Origin of the sequence: Binatus sp. (SeqCode), from assembly GCF_049584895.1 — a bacterium.
Taxonomy (GTDB): Bacteria; Desulfobacterota; Binatia; order Binatales; family Binataceae; genus Binatus.
Genome location: NZ_JBAUYR010000046.1, coordinates 1 through 13,771, shown reverse-complemented (window position 1 = coordinate 13,771; position 13,771 = coordinate 1). Strand labels below are relative to the sequence as shown.

Annotated in this window: 14 protein-coding genes and 1 pseudogene; 3 read left to right on the top strand and 12 right to left on the bottom strand. The window is 60.8% G+C overall.

The window, feature by feature from the left end; genetic code table 11:
- Nucleotides 1–34 precede the first annotated feature (34 nt).
- The 5 genes from WB650_RS09445 to WB650_RS09425 all read right to left on the bottom strand — a co-directional run bounded on the left by WB650_RS09445 (nt 35) and on the right by WB650_RS09425 (nt 4,780).
- Nucleotides 35–757, bottom strand: a complete 723-nt coding sequence (locus tag WB650_RS09445; RefSeq protein WP_422304197.1) for an SDR family NAD(P)-dependent oxidoreductase — start codon at nt 755–757, stop codon at nt 35–37.
- An 81-nt stretch (nt 758–838) separates the two neighbouring features.
- Nucleotides 839–2,161: a DUF1329 domain-containing protein gene (locus tag WB650_RS09440; RefSeq protein WP_423960256.1), complete on the bottom strand. Its 1,323-nt coding sequence runs from the start codon at nt 2,159–2,161 to the stop codon at nt 839–841.
- A gap of 382 nt (nt 2,162–2,543) precedes the next feature.
- The gene (locus WB650_RS09435; protein ID WP_422305287.1) at nt 2,544–3,512 is read right to left on the bottom strand and encodes a quinone oxidoreductase family protein; all 969 of its coding nucleotides are present in this window, start codon (nt 3,510–3,512) and stop codon (nt 2,544–2,546) included.
- A 169-nt stretch (nt 3,513–3,681) separates the two neighbouring features.
- On the bottom strand, nt 3,682–4,263 hold the full coding sequence (locus tag WB650_RS09430; RefSeq protein ID WP_422305289.1) for a 2-hydroxychromene-2-carboxylate isomerase: 582 nt from the start codon (nt 4,261–4,263) through the stop codon (nt 3,682–3,684).
- Between the two features lie 133 nt (nt 4,264–4,396).
- Entirely contained in the window at nt 4,397–4,780 is a 384-nt protein-coding gene (locus tag WB650_RS09425; RefSeq protein WP_422305291.1) for a hypothetical protein, read from the bottom strand.
- A 78-nt stretch (nt 4,781–4,858) separates the two neighbouring features.
- On the opposite strand from WB650_RS09425, the gene WB650_RS09420 reads away from it, so the two are divergent.
- Complete coding sequence (locus WB650_RS09420) at nt 4,859–5,359, top strand: winged helix-turn-helix transcriptional regulator (protein ID WP_422305292.1); 501 nt, start codon at nt 4,859–4,861, stop codon at nt 5,357–5,359.
- 227 nt (nt 5,360–5,586) lie between these two features.
- A complete protein-coding gene (locus tag WB650_RS09415; protein ID WP_422305294.1) occupies nt 5,587–6,216 on the top strand; it encodes an HAD family hydrolase in 630 nt (209 codons plus the stop codon).
- Between the two features lie 8 nt (nt 6,217–6,224).
- Here WB650_RS09415 and WB650_RS09410 read toward each other — a convergent pair whose 3' ends face one another.
- The 7 genes from WB650_RS09410 to WB650_RS09380 form a co-directional block, all read right to left on the bottom strand.
- Entirely contained in the window at nt 6,225–7,769 is a 1,545-nt protein-coding gene (locus tag WB650_RS09410) for an acetolactate synthase large subunit (RefSeq protein WP_422305296.1), read from the bottom strand.
- A 3-nt stretch (nt 7,770–7,772) separates the two neighbouring features.
- Nucleotides 7,773–8,552, bottom strand: a complete 780-nt coding sequence (locus tag WB650_RS09405) for a phytanoyl-CoA dioxygenase family protein (protein WP_422305298.1) — start codon at nt 8,550–8,552, stop codon at nt 7,773–7,775.
- Nucleotides 8,553–8,569: 17 nt separating this feature from the next.
- Nucleotides 8,570–10,006, bottom strand: coding sequence for an amidohydrolase family protein (locus tag WB650_RS09400; protein ID WP_423960252.1), 1,437 nt, complete (start codon nt 10,004–10,006; stop codon nt 8,570–8,572).
- A gap of 101 nt (nt 10,007–10,107) precedes the next feature.
- The gene (locus WB650_RS09395) at nt 10,108–10,386 is read right to left on the bottom strand and encodes a hypothetical protein (protein ID WP_422302260.1); all 279 of its coding nucleotides are present in this window, start codon (nt 10,384–10,386) and stop codon (nt 10,108–10,110) included.
- 313 nt (nt 10,387–10,699) lie between these two features.
- Nucleotides 10,700–11,152, bottom strand: coding sequence for a hypothetical protein (locus tag WB650_RS09390; RefSeq protein ID WP_422302258.1), 453 nt, complete (start codon nt 11,150–11,152; stop codon nt 10,700–10,702).
- Nucleotides 11,153–11,161: 9 nt separating this feature from the next.
- Nucleotides 11,162–12,166: a phosphotransferase family protein gene (locus tag WB650_RS09385; RefSeq protein ID WP_422302256.1), complete on the bottom strand. Its 1,005-nt coding sequence runs from the start codon at nt 12,164–12,166 to the stop codon at nt 11,162–11,164.
- A 37-nt stretch (nt 12,167–12,203) separates the two neighbouring features.
- Nucleotides 12,204–13,124: a TIGR03560 family F420-dependent LLM class oxidoreductase gene (locus tag WB650_RS09380; RefSeq protein ID WP_422302254.1), complete on the bottom strand. Its 921-nt coding sequence runs from the start codon at nt 13,122–13,124 to the stop codon at nt 12,204–12,206.
- A gap of 229 nt (nt 13,125–13,353) precedes the next feature.
- On the opposite strand from WB650_RS09380, the pseudogene WB650_RS09375 reads away from it, so the two are divergent.
- Nucleotides 13,354–13,771: pseudogene (locus tag WB650_RS09375) on the top strand (hypothetical protein); the annotation flags it as partial.

The window sequence follows — 13,771 nt, the reverse complement described above, 5'->3', positions numbered from 1 at the left end:
GCGCAGAAATCGGCAGTGCTGCCGGGAACGTTCTTTACCACTTCTCCTTGAACGGACGGACGTCCACGTCGTGCGACCACGCGCTGCGGTCCTGATGAGCGAGATGCCAGTAGGTGTCGGCAATCGCCGACGGCTTGAGCATCGCGTCCTCGCTAAGCTGCGGGAAGCGCTCTCTGATCGCCGGCATGTCTATCGCGCCGTCGATGTTGACGTACGCGACGTGAATGCCCTGCGGCTGCAGGTCGCGAGCCATCACCTGCGCCAGCCCGCGCATCGCAAATTTCGCAGGCCCGAACGCCGCCGAAGTCGCGAACGGCTTTATGCCGGCGGTCGCGCCGGTGAAGATGATCGTGCCGCTGCCGCGTTTCAGCATCGCCGGGACTACTTCGTGCGCGGCGATGAATGCGCCGAAAGTAGTGACGCGCCAGGTGTTCTCGAAGGTGCTCGGCTTGGTGTCCATCAACTTGCCAAATGGGCGCATTGCGGCGTTGTACAGCAGCGCGTCGACCTCGCCGAGTTCGCGCCGAATCTTCTCGAATGCGGCCGCTATGTTGGCCGCCTTGGCGACATCCGCCGAAACCGCAATCGCTTTGCCGCCTGCCGTTTCGATTTCCTTGGCGAGCGCGGCCAGTTTGTCTTCACCGCGCGCGACAAGTGCCACCGCGTACTCTTTGGCAAATTTCCTCGCGAGCGCGGCGCCCAGTCCGGGCCCGACACCGATTACCGCACAGACCGGGCGACGATTTGATTCCGCCATGCGTTTCCTCCTGCGCTCGCGAATGAGAAGTGATGAGTTGGGGCGGCGCGAAGCCGCCCCATTATGACGACAAGGTTAGTGCTACGGCGCAGCCTTGACCATCGCGTCAGTAGTGAAGAAGCTCTTGTCGACCGCGCCCATGTTTATGTACCAACACTCGCGCTCGGGAGTTTGCAGGCCCGGCAGATAGCACATCGTGGCGAACCCGCTTTGGACGTCAGTCGCGACCGCGCCCACCTCAAACTCGCGCTTGAACGGATAAATCGCGACGCGCGCATCGGGCACCGGCCGATCGCGATAGGTCGTCCACCAGATGTGGTTCAGCCAAAGCTGACCCTTCTGATCGTATTCATCGATATACGGCTGGTACCACATCTCGGAGTCCATATAGATGATGGTCTTGCCCTGGAGAGCCTGCGAAATCACCTCCCGGCGCGGCGATGCCTCGACGATGTACATGTTGCGCATCTCCCATGCCTCGGGACACGCGCTGGCGCCGCCGTCAGTCGAGCACTTCAACTCAGGCGAATGCTCGGCGTGCGCAACCCCGAGCATCGGGCGATCGCCGAGAAACTTGTAATTGTATTCCTCGGTCTTCGCGTTGAAGCCCGAGTAGTGATCCGGGTTCCAGGTCTGCGCGCTGGTAGCCGTGCTTTGCAGCGCCTCGTTGAGCCGGCGAATCCTGCGGTCCCCGGGATTCCAGCTCCAGTCGTCGTCGCCGCGGTCGGGTTGCTCGTAGCGAAAGCGAATGAATCCGCTGCCGCGCTCAGCCTGCGGCGAAAGCACCGGGTAAAGCCCGAACAGCCACAGCCGGTTGGTCTTCTTGAAATCGGGATCGACCGGCATCGGCTCGACCTCGACCCGGCCGACCAAATCGTAACCGGCGTAATGCCCGATCTGATAGTACTGGATCACGTTGTTGGGCTTGTTGAGTCCGCCGTACACGCTTTCGCAATCGTAAAATCGCAAGTCATAGTCGTCGGTGAGGAGCGGCCGGAAGACGTTGTTCCACATGATCTTGGTGGCTACCTGCGGATCGTTGGTGTCGATGAGCGGGAATGGCTGGCCCGCGACATAGCCGACCAGGCTGCGATTATCGCGACTAAGCCGAACCTGCGCCGAGTACTTCTCGGTCGCGTCCTTGTAGGGCGGCGGCCAGTCGATTTGACCGGTCGGAACGATCTTCATCGACATCCCGTTGACGACTTTGTAGTAGACCCCCGGCGAGACCAGATCCCTCACCTTCGACGCGTTGGCCGCCGTGATCACCTCGCCTGGTTTGACGTCGGCGCGCGCTGCCGCTGCGATCGCGATCACTGCCAATACTGCAACCACCGCGATCGCCATGCGGGCGGGCGCGGTCCACTCGCCAGTCCTTCGAACATGACTACTCAACTGTTCCATGACTGCTCTTGCCTCCTCGACCAGAAATGGAGGAGACCAAGCAACGAGGATGCCATCGCGCCGTGCTTGAAATGTTCGCGAGAGCACACGGGAATCTCGAATGTGAACGCGAAAAACAATTCGCACTACGCGCAGGTGCGGACGTTGAGCGCCAAAAATCAGGCGGCTCGATCAACGTTTGATCGAATTAAAATGCAGTGAATGCCGAGAACTTAGGCTCAAGCAAATCCGATCTGCGCTCTCGATCCCGAAAATTGAAATCAGTTGCAAATTGCCACGAAGTTGCAAATTGCCACTGGAGAGAGAAGGCGCGCGCGTCCGGTTCCCCTTCCCGCTCGGGAAGGGGTTGGTCGCTTGCAGCGATCGCGAGTCAGATTCTCCGCTACGGAATGAGAACCAGCTTGCCCGTCGATTGCCGGGATTCCATGAACTTGTGCGCCTCGGCCGCCTGCGCGAGTGGAAACGATTTGCCAATGAGCAGCTTCACTTTGCCCTCTGCGATCAGCTTGAGCGAATCCTCGATTCCGCGGCGCATCACGTCGGGCACCGCGGCCACCGTGTAGAGCACGAAACCGCTCACCTTGGTCGATTTCTCGAACAACCTGAATAAATTGAGCGGCGCGGGCGGGCCGCCGCTGCGTCCGTAGAGAATCAGATGTCCGAACGGCGCGAGACAGGTGAGCCCCTTATCAAATGTTGTAGCGCCGACCGCGTCCAGGATCAGATCGACGCCGCGCCCACCGGTGAGACGGTTCGCTTCGACAGCAAAATCTTTCGTGGCATAGTTGATCACGTCTTCCGCGCCGTACTCTTTCGCGATTGCTGCCTTGCTGTCGCTCGAGACCGTGCCAATCACGCGAGCGCCAGCTGCCTTCGCGATTTGCACCGCGACGATTCCGACTCCCCCTGCCGCGGAATGCACCAGCACCGTTTGTCCCGGTCGGGTGTCGTGCGACGTGTGCAGTATGTGCCATGCGGTCAGCACCTGAACTGGAAAGGCAGCAGCCTGTTCGAAGCTGATCGAATCGGGAATTGGAATTACCTGCGTCGCCGGCGCGATCGCATATTCGGCGTACATCTTACTGCCGAGCGCGGCAACGCGCTGACCGGGTCTGAGATTCGTCACGCCCGCGCCGACCGCTTCGATTTCGCCGGCGCCCTCGAGCCCTGGCGTATCAGGCAGTTGCGGCTGCATCACGTACTGTCCCTGCCGAAACAGTGTATCGGCGAAATTGATTCCGGCCGCGCGCACTTTGATCAGCACGGTCCCAGGCTTCACCTCGGGCTTCGGCACCTCGGCGATCTTCAACACCTCAGGCCCGCCAGTCTTGTCGAATACAACCGCTTTCATGTGAATCTCCTCGTGACGTATCCCCTCTCCCTGTAAGAGAGCGGATGAAAAGGTGAAGGTCCGATTGCGGCGCGCGTTTCGCGCGCGATTCAAGATTCTGCTCCCGGCAGCGCGAGCAGCATTTTCAGATCTATCTCACGGATCGGAACGATGGAACTATGATGCTGAATCACGCGCCACGCATCAGAGCCTCTTCCACGAAATCCAACCGATCGTTCCCCCAGAACATCTCGTCGCCGACAAAAAACGTCGGCGCCCCGAACGCGCCACGGCTGACGGCCTCGTCCGCGTTGACGCGCAGCTGATCCTTGATTTCGTCGCCATCGATCAGTGCCGCGTCGATTCCCACCTCGCTTAGAAGCCGGCGCAGCGCTTCCTCCTTGCTGAGGTCTTGCCCATGTTCCCAAATGGCGCGAAACGCCGCCGAGTGAAACTCCGCGAATCGGCCATGCCGTTGCGCAGCGACCGCGGCGCGCAGCACGCGAATCGTATTGAACGGAAAATGCGGATTGAACTGCGCTGGCACTCCGTAGCGCTTCGCCCATCGCTGAAAATCCGCAACGTTGTAAGCCGCCTTGCCCTGAATCGGAAGCGGACCCGAGTTGCCGGTCGCCTTCATGATCGCGCCGAGCAAAACCGGCCGATACACAATTTCCGCTCCGGTCCGCCGCGCAATCGCAGGCAGCTGCGTTTCCGCGAGGTAGCTGAAGGGACTGAGGTAGTCGTAAAAGAATTCGATTCGTTTAGCCATCACGAATCTCCTGCGGCAATGCCTGAACCCGTCGTCAGTCCGTAAAGTAGTTTCAAATTGCAACTGATATTGATAGCAAGCATTGTCCTGAATCGCAACTGAATGTCTTGGGCGACAGTCCGATGGCACGCGCTCAATACATTTCGAAATTGTCCGCGTGGAGGCGCGGATCATCGGCGGCGACGCATTTCCCCGCCAACACGCGCCGTTGGATCACCGAAAGATTGATGTTGCCCGATATGACCGTGGTCAACTTGGCAAGCTCGTCTTTGCACCCGGTCGACGTCAGGTAGTTCCCAACCGTATCCCACCGCGAAAGTGGTGCATTCTGCTCGACCTGCTGGCGGTCCTGAGAAAGCGGCGGCATTATCAGGCACCAGCCCACAAGCGTGAGCCCGGCTAAAAGGCGGAGCTTCATTCGCGTCTGTTTAGCAAGCTGCTCCGCAAAGCAAAAGGCGTGATTGTCGCCCAGCTGACGCCGCCAATCCGCGCTGGTAAACCAAGTTTCAAAGTGCAACGATATTTCTCGCCGCCGATGCTGGGGAGCGTCGCGGCAAACGAAGTTCGAGTCGGGGGAGGAGAGTGACAGGCGCCCATGCGATGGGATTCGGTCAAGGACACCAACTGCTCGGTCGCGCGAACGCTCTCGGTCATCGGCGAGCGATGGACGATGCTGATACTGCGCGAGGCATTTCTCGGACGCCACCGGTTTGACGAGTTCCAGCAGGGCACCGGAATCGCGCGCAACATCCTGAGCTCGCGGCTGCGTGACCTGGTACGCGACGGCATCCTCGATCGCGCCCGCAGTGAAGGCGACAGCGGCCGCGTCGAGTATCGGCTGACCCGGAAAGGATTTGAACTTTACCCCGTCTTGATCGCGATGATGCGATGGGGCGACACCTGGCTCAGCGACGAATCCGGCCCGCCGATGACGCTGATACATCGCGTCTGCGGCGCGAAGACCGTGGCGGACATGGTCTGCTCACATTGCGGCGACCATCTTACTGCGCGGGAAGTCGTCGCCATTCCGCGACGGCCGGCCCCCGCTTACACGCGCCGCGCCGATCGATCCGATCGCAAACGCGCCGCCCGCTGACCACTGGCGCGCCTCCCGCCGGACACGCATAATTCCTGTTTCAACTATCACCCTGAAGGAAGCGAGCAACGCGTCTTGTGTGTCATCCTGACCAAGCGAGCAACTCGCGAGTTTGTGTGTCACCCTGACGACGGGAGCGTTAGCGACGGGAGGAAGGGGTTTCGGGCTTCCGGACAGCTTCGCGCACGCGAAGCCGGTTCCGGTTATGAAATCGCGAAGCGGTCCTTATGATTGAATTTGTGATGTTCGACGCCGACGGCGTGCTGTTCGATTCCACCGAATCGAACGTTGCCTATTACAACTGGATCTTCGCGAAGGTCGGCGAGCCGCCGCTCGATCGCGATGAGGAGATCTCGGCGATTTCGTACGCCGCGGTCGAGGTGTTCGCGGCACGCGCGCGCGGCGACGCGGCCAAGCTCGCCGCGATGCACGCCGTGACTCGCAACATGGATCAGTCGCCGTTCTTCAAAATGCTGCGGACGCCATTCGAGTTGCGCCCGTTCATGCTCGAGCTCAAAAAGCGCTACAAGCTCGGGCTCGCGACCAATCGCTCTGCAACCGTGCCTGCGCTGGTCGAGCATCTTGGGCTCGAAGGCGTCTTCGATGCGGTCGCGAGTGCGCTCGACAAAGTTCGCCCCAAACCTGCGCCCGACATCCTGCGACTGTGCCTGGATCGCGCAAGTGTCGACGCGAACCGCGCGGTCTATGTCGGCGACAGCAGGATTGATCGCGAGGCGGCCGAGAGCGCGGGCATGCATTTTATCGGCGTCGGCAGCCGAATCGAGCATCATCGCTTGATTGATACGATCGCGGAGTTGCTGACAGCGCTCGAACTGCTGGAGGCCAGCCTGAAGTAGGCGGCGGCTCAGAGAATCATTTCAATCAGCGTCGGACCCGGCGTCGCGAGCGAACGTTCGAGTTCCTGCGTGAGCGCCTCTGCCGTCTCGACCCGCACCGCGGGCACACCGAGTCCGCGCGCCAGGCTGGTCCATTCGATGTTGGGGTCGGAAAGATCGGTGAGCGATCGCGCCTTGCGCCCGGGTTCGTCAACGCCCGCGCGTGCGAGTTCAACCTGAAGAATCCGGTAACTATGATTGTTGCAAAGCACCGTCGTGACGTTCAGCGATTCCCGCGCCTGCGTCCACAGCGACTGGATCGTGTACATCCCGCTGCCGTCGGCTTGATAGGCAATCACGCGCCTGTCCGGACACGCGACCGCCGCGCCGGTTGCGCACGGCAAACCTTGCCCGATCGCGCCGCCTGTCAGTGAAAGATATGTATGCGGCGGCGCCGCTGCCGACGCAGCCAGGAACGGCAGGCCGGTGGTGGCAGCCTCGTCCATCACGATCGCGCCCTCTGGCATCGTCGCCGCAATCGCGGCGCCCGCGGTCATCGCGTTGAGTTTTCCGACAGGTCGCTCGGGTCGCGATACATTCGAAGGCGCCGCGACCGAAACCGGCGCGCCGATTTCACTCGCGAGCGCTTCCAGCGCCGCCGGAACATCATCAGTCGGCTCCGCCAGGATCGCGGTGTCGACTCCCTCAGGAATCAATTGGCTCGGGAAGTTTGGATAGCCGAAAAAGGCGACCGGCTTTTTCGCCCCGGCGATAACAATCGTATCGAACGCCTTCAGCATCTCGATCGCTTGCTCCGGAAAGTACGGAAGGCGATCGAGCACTGGCATGCCCGCGCCGCGCTCGAGTCGAGCAGGGAACGTCTCACACACCAGATGGCATCCCGATTTCGCGGCGATGCGCGCGGCCACCTTCAATCCTCGCGCGCGAAGAGCAGTGCCGCCGAGAAAGAGTGCGACTTTCTTGCCTTTGCGGATCGATTCGGCCGCGCGCTTGATTGCATCGGAAGAGACTGTCGGCAGCGCCGTCGATTCGATCGGATCGGCGTGCCGCTCCGCAGCATCCCACTGGCAGTCCGACGGAATGATCAACGTCGCGACTTGACCCGGAGCGCGGCCGGCAGCCGCAATAGCCTGCGCCGTCGCACCCGCGAGTGACGCCGCATTGCGAACGCTTTGTACCCATCCCGAAACCGGTCTCGCCAGCGAAACGATGTCTGACGTGAGCGGTGCGTCGGCGACGACGTGCCACGTCGCCTGGTCGCCGATCAGATTCACGATCGGCGAGCGCGCGCGCCGCGCGTTGTGGAGGTTCGCGATCCCGTTGGCGAAGCCTGGCCCGAGATGCAGCAGCGTCATCGCTGGCTTCTCCGCCATGCGCCCATAGCCATCGGCCGCTCCCGTGCAGACACCCTCGAATAATCCGAGAATCGGCCGCAGCCCCTCGACGGCGTCGAGCGCCGCCACAATCGGCATCTCGGTCGTGCCCGGATTTGCGAAACAGACTTCGACGCCAGCCGCAATCGCGGTGCGAATCAAGCTCTCGGCTCCATTCATGATTCAATCCTCGGCGGCGCGATGCCGCTCGATTTTCATAAAATCGTGCGAGGGATTCTGATGCCCGAACTTCTCGCGGGTCTGATCGATCGTCCCCGACTTCGTGTAATGCCACACCATCGCGGCGCGAATGCCGCCGGACATGTTGTCGGTCGATCGATGCATCAGGTGGCTGTGAAACACCAGCAGGTCGCCGGCCTGCATCAGCACCGGCACCGACTTCGACATATCGTAATCCACAATCTCCGTGTAGCCGTATTGCGCGTGCGGACGCCGATCCGGCACGTGCTTGTGCACCGGCTCGAGGTGCGATCCCGGCATGACGTGCAGGCATCCGTTGTCGAGCGTGGCCTCGGTCACCGCCAGCCAGACTCCGACCTGCGGACGCGTGCTGAACGCGAAGTAGTACGAATCCTGATGCCACGGCTGTCCGAGCGCGCCGTGATTTTTGAAAATGAACTGGCTGACGAAGCAATCGAGTTCCGGGCCGATCAGATCGCCGACGATGTCGGCCACCGCGGGATTTTCGGCGAGCTTTTTGAAAACCGGATCGCGATGGAGCCGGAACACTTTGCCGACACTGTCCTCGGGGTTTCGCGCAAGCGGATTCGGTTTCTTTTCCGGCAATACGAATACGTTCGGAACGCTTTGCCCAGCCGCGTTCATGCGGCAGATCTCGACCACCCGCGCATGCATCGCGCGACAGTCTTCAACTGCCATGAAGCCGCGGATGATGAAGAAACCTCGCTCGTCCCAATCACGCCGCTGTTCGATAGAAAGCATCGAGCGCCTCGGCCCCGCTATGCGTTAAGCCTGGCGACCGCCCCTGCGATCGCGGTGCCCGCGAAGAATTCGGGATCCGCCTTAAGATGAAGCTGCGCCGGATACGTGAAAACGAAATCGCGATAGTCGGCGTCGGTCAAAAGTTCCTTGTCGACCAGCCGATGGCTCTCGAGCAACACGGTCGAGATGTCCGGCACGTCCCAGTGGCCGATGTCGGAAGAGAAGATCGGCTGCAGCCGCGTACGCATCGGATTGGCGCGCGCGTCGAGTGCGCGATGGACGCTCAGATCATCGGCCTCGCACCCGAAATAGAAGTTGCCGAAGATCCGCGCGAAGTCGTGCTCCTCGCGAACGCCCGTCAGTGCCCATTCGTCGCGATCCGCCGCGCGGTCGTGACGCTCGAGGCCTTCGTCGTACGCTCGCACCGCGCGCGCCGAATTCTTTGCGATAAATTCGGGACCGCCATACTCCGCGAGCAGTTGATGCAGGCGCGGGCGATCGAGTCGCGACGGATCGTAATTCACGAGGCCGGCAACGTTGCGTTTTTCCCAATGTTCTTCGAGCGAGTGAAGCAGGTCGCAGGCCCATCCCGCACCGCACTCCAGAAATCCGAACGCCAGCTTTGGAAACCGCGTCGCGACTCCGCCCATCACGATCGAACGGCACAGCTCGCCCTGCTGATACGCGTGAGCGCCGATGTGATTGAACATGTAGTTCGTCGGCGAGCGCCGTCCGAGCGGAAGGTAGCGCAATCCAACGCCGCCGTGAGAAGTGACCGCGATTTTCAGCTCGAGAAACTTGCGCCACACCGGATCGTAGTCGAAGAAGCTGTCCAGCCCATAGCAATCGAAATACGCGGCGTTGGGAAATGCACCCGGATGCTCGTGTTCGAGCGCAGGAATCGGCCGCGCCACGCCTGGCGGAATCATCGCGACCTTCAAGCGGAGCCGCGCCGCGTATTCGAGCTCAGCGATCGCCTCGTCGGGCGTATGCATTGGAATCGCAGCGGCTGGCGCGATTCTGTCGCGAAACTGTCCGCAAATCTCCGCGTTCATCGTGTTCAGCGCACGACATGCAATCCGCCGCACCTCGTCGTCATGAATCGTCGGCAGCGCGAGTCCCAGCGTGGGATAGAGGATGGAAAAATCAACCCCGAGATCGTTCAGCCTGCTATACAGCAGGCGCGGCGCCATCACGGTCGCGAGGTCGTACGCGTCGTTGACGACGCCCCACCATGCACCGCGCATATCGCCGGCCTCGCGATTTCCGCGCGATCCGGTCGGGTGTTCACGAAGCTCGCGATTGTAGCGCTCGAGCATCCCGCCGCCACCAATCTTCTGAAGATATTCGTTGAAGAGCGGAGCCGGCTCGATCAGGTGCCCGTCGGCGTCGATCACAGGATGATCGAGCCGATCGCGCAGCGCCCGCACTTGAGAAACCTTTTCGGTGGTCACGCCTGAGCGGTAGCGCGCACGCGGCGAGAGTGTCAAGCGCACATCGCCGGCCGCGCCGACCGGCGATGTGCGATCAAATCAAAGATGCAGACAAGACAGAGCTAACTTTTGTCGCCGCGCTGAGTCGCGTTGCTGTGAGCCGCAGCCGGATCATGGATCGGATGCGTCGCCGGTGCGCCATCTCGCGCGGCGATCGACTGCGCGCATCGCAGATGCAGGGGAGGCTCGCCGGTTATCCTGGTGCCGAAACCGAATCTGACCCCGCAGTGACCGCATCGTTCGTCCGCCATCGCGCGCATGGTGTGACACTTGGCGTGATCGCAGGATCCGCGGCATGGTCCCCCGGCCAATCCGGGACTGGGAATGATGACGACGCTCATGTTTTTATCCTCGCAGTTTCTTCTGCGGCAATTCGAAACAGCCCAACCGCATCCATTAGTTACATTAGAGTCGCTAACTATTTGTAGCAAGAGCGATACATACAGTTAGTGGGTCTTTCATACATTTAGTTTATAGACTGCTTCGCATGCCTATTTAGCTTTAAGCAATCTACTCCGATTGATTTTGATTGGCAAGTAGTCTTGGCATACGTAAACCGACCAGGGAGCGGCCAAAGATTGCTAGAGATAGCATCTCATGGCCTAAGGTAGAAACAAACGGTAGGCGCGATCGCTTTACAGCGCCGCTAATGGGTCAGGCGCTCGGCAATGAATTGCCGAGCAGATTGCGCGAGCGCTCGAGGTTGCGCTTGATGTAACCGCGGACCTGGCGCGCGACGCTCTCATCGACGGCGCCGAGAGCGACGGCGGTGGCAAACGCGGCCATCGCCTCTTCCATCACGCGTCGGTCCGGCGGATTCTTCGCACTCGCGCGAGTCGCACGTGCGAGCGCGCCGCGAAGTCCGCTTTTTTTCGAGAGGTGCTTATCGCCCAGCCGCTTCAACGCTGCGAAGGTCGCGCGCAGATCTTTTATCTCGGCCGCATCGTACGCCGGCACCGATTCGAGCACCGCCGCCGCATGCGCGAGCATTCCGATCGCCGACATCGCCTGGCCTTGCGCATATGGCGACGTCAGCTCGGGCAGCAGCGCCTCCATGATCGTCCGCTGCATCCCGCTGATCAGTTCGTTCAACGTCGGCCGTAGCATCGCACCACCTCAGATCAACCGAAGCTGCTTCGCGAGGTCCTCGAACAACGCCGGCAGCAGCAGTTCGAGAAACGGCATCACCGCGTCGGACGTGCGCCCCTCGACGAAGTCGCGAATCCCGGTCAGGCAAATCACCGCCATCTTCGCGTTGCCGAGCACCTGGTAGAAAAACAGCCGCTCGCGATCGACGCGATGGCCGGTCTTCTGTTCATACAAGCGGTAGAACGCTTCGCGCTCCATCAGGCCGCCCGCCAATTCCTCGCGCCCCCAGAACACCATCGATGCCCACCCGAGATCCTCCATCGGGTCGCCGAGATGCGCCATCTCCCAATCGAGCATCGCGATAATTCCGTTCTCGTCGTACAGATAATTTCCCGAACGATAGTCGCCGTGAACGATCACGATGCGATCGCTCACGACCGGCTTGGCTTTCAGCCACGCGAACGCGGCGTCGAGGATCGGATAGTGCTCGCCCATCCGATCGCGTTCATAGATGTCGCTCCAATGCGCCGCCTGGATGCGTGCGGGATCCTCCAAACTCTTCGGAGCTCCGAGAATCTCGAGTCCGCACTCGCGGTAGTCGATCGCTTGCAATCGCGCGAGCTCGCCAATGAAGTCCTCTGCGACCTTCGCCCGCAGCGGTTCCGGCTCGGTAGCCGCAAACGCTCCCATGCCGGTGCGCCCCGCCGCGCGATGCATGATGAAGAACGGACGATCCATCACACTCGCGTCGAGCTCGAGGAACAGCGGCTCGGGGACCTTCAGGCCCGCGCCATGCACCGCCGCGATCACCTTGAACTCGCGCTCGCGATCGGACTTGAGCAGACCGCCGGTCGGATCGCGCCGGCCGATCATCGGTCGCGTGCGCGTCTCGCCGTCTTCGCTCCATTCCAGATCGAACGCGTACGTCTCGCGCGAGGAACCGCCGGAAATTCGCTTTAGCCCCACCACGCGATGCTCGCGCACATGCGGCATCTGGCGCTTGAGATATTCAGTAAGTCGATTCTGATCCAATCTAATACCGGTTCATTTCGCGCCGGGATTCGGCTTGCTACGCAAATGCCGGCATCACTTCCTTCGCGAACAACTCGAGCGTCGGCGGCGGTGCGAAGTCGCTGAAGAAAATCGTAAACGTCGTGATTCCCATCGCCACGCGCTGCTTGAGCTGCTCGATCAACTGCTTCGGCGTGCCCTTGATTCCAGTAGTGACGAACGGCTTGAGCATCTGCGCCGCCTTCCACTTCGCCTCGACTTCCGCGTCGCTCGAGCCGATGCATACCAGCAACTGCTCCGAGATGTCGATCGTGTTCACGTCGCGCCCGACGTCCTTGCAGTGCTGCTTGAGCACGTTGAATTTGTGCTCGAAGCTTTCGTAGCCGGCCGGACAATTCCAGCGATCGGCAAACCGCGCGACCAGCTTCAACATGATTTTTTCGCCGCTGCCGCCGATCGTAATCGGAGGATGTGGTTGCTGCACCGGCTTGGGATTGCAGATCGCTTCATTGATCTTGTAATGCCGCCCCTCAAACGTCGCGCGCTTCTCGGTGAACATCGCCTTCATTATATGCAGGCCTTCCTCGAACATCTTGAGCCGCGTGCCCATCGACGGGAACTGGTAGCCGTACGCCTTATACTCCTCGTCCATCCATCCCGCGCCGTAACCGATTTCGAGGCGGCCGTTGCTGATGTGATCGATGGTCGAAAGCGACTTCGCCAGCAGCGCAGGATTGCGATACGAGTTGCAAATCACCAATGTGCCGATGCGAATTTTGTCGGTCTTCGCCGACAGCCCCGCCATCAATGACATGCATTCATGCTGGTCGAGGTCGGGCATGCCGCGCGTCCACATATGATCGACCAGCCAGATCGAATGGTAGCCGAGCTTCTCGCATCGATGCGCCCGCTCCTCGAGCTGATGCCACGACTGTCCGGCTTGCGGCGAGAACAAAGCGAATTGAATTTTCTTACTCATTGAAATCTACTCCCGTGCGAATTGGCGTGAGTCCCTGAAGCCTCTGTTTCGCACGCCAACCTGCGGAGGGTCAACCACTCTTCTTTTTCCCGTCCTCGGATACAGAACTGCGCGCAACCGACTCCGCGTCCGGTTCCCCTTCCCGCTCGGGAAGGGGTTAGGGGTTAGGTTGCCTGCCGTCTATCACGCACTTGTGCGGCGACGCGAAATCGTGGACAGGATCACCCCCATGAAGATTCGACAACCCGTCGTCCTGAACATATTGGCAGTCCTGTTTCTTCTCATCGCGACGATAGCATCAGCCGCCGACTTTCGAGATGTCGGCACCGCGCATGAACTCAAAGACGCGCCAGGAATCTACGAATCGACGTTTCAAGCGACCGTCGGCAAGTCGCCATTCGATAAAATCGCGCTGCATCGCTTATCCAAGCTGAATGCTCCCACGCATCCCGAGGCGGTCGTGCTCTACCTGCCGGGCACCAACATGAACGGAGAAGTGTGGCTCGACGATCCGCGCTACTCGTTCCAGGTTTACCTCGCGCGGCAGGGCGTGGACGTATGGTCGATGGACTATCGCACTCACTTCATTCCCCCGCAGACGCCGGAGAGCGATCTTTCCGAGCTCGCGGGATGGACCAACGATCTCT

Coding starts and splice junctions, on each gene's coding strand:
- WB650_RS09445 (WP_422304197.1), bottom strand. CDS start 757: ATGGCGGAATCAAATCGTCGCCCGGTCTGTGCGGTAATCGGTGTCGGG.
- WB650_RS09440 (WP_423960256.1), bottom strand. CDS start 2,161: ATGGAACAGTTGAGTAGTCATGTTCGAAGGACTGGCGAGTGGACCGCG.
- WB650_RS09435 (WP_422305287.1), bottom strand. CDS start 3,512: ATGAAAGCGGTTGTATTCGACAAGACTGGCGGGCCTGAGGTGTTGAAG.
- WB650_RS09430 (WP_422305289.1), bottom strand. CDS start 4,263: ATGGCTAAACGAATCGAATTCTTTTACGACTACCTCAGTCCCTTCAGC.
- WB650_RS09420 (WP_422305292.1), top strand. CDS start 4,859: ATGCGATGGGATTCGGTCAAGGACACCAACTGCTCGGTCGCGCGAACG.
- WB650_RS09415 (WP_422305294.1), top strand. CDS start 5,587: ATGATTGAATTTGTGATGTTCGACGCCGACGGCGTGCTGTTCGATTCC.
- WB650_RS09410 (WP_422305296.1), bottom strand. CDS start 7,769: ATGAATGGAGCCGAGAGCTTGATTCGCACCGCGATTGCGGCTGGCGTC.
- WB650_RS09405 (WP_422305298.1), bottom strand. CDS start 8,552: ATGCTTTCTATCGAACAGCGGCGTGATTGGGACGAGCGAGGTTTCTTC.
- WB650_RS09395 (WP_422302260.1), bottom strand. CDS start 10,386: ATGAGCGTCGTCATCATTCCCAGTCCCGGATTGGCCGGGGGACCATGC.
- WB650_RS09390 (WP_422302258.1), bottom strand. CDS start 11,152: ATGCTACGGCCGACGTTGAACGAACTGATCAGCGGGATGCAGCGGACG.
- WB650_RS09380 (WP_422302254.1), bottom strand. CDS start 13,124: ATGAGTAAGAAAATTCAATTCGCTTTGTTCTCGCCGCAAGCCGGACAG.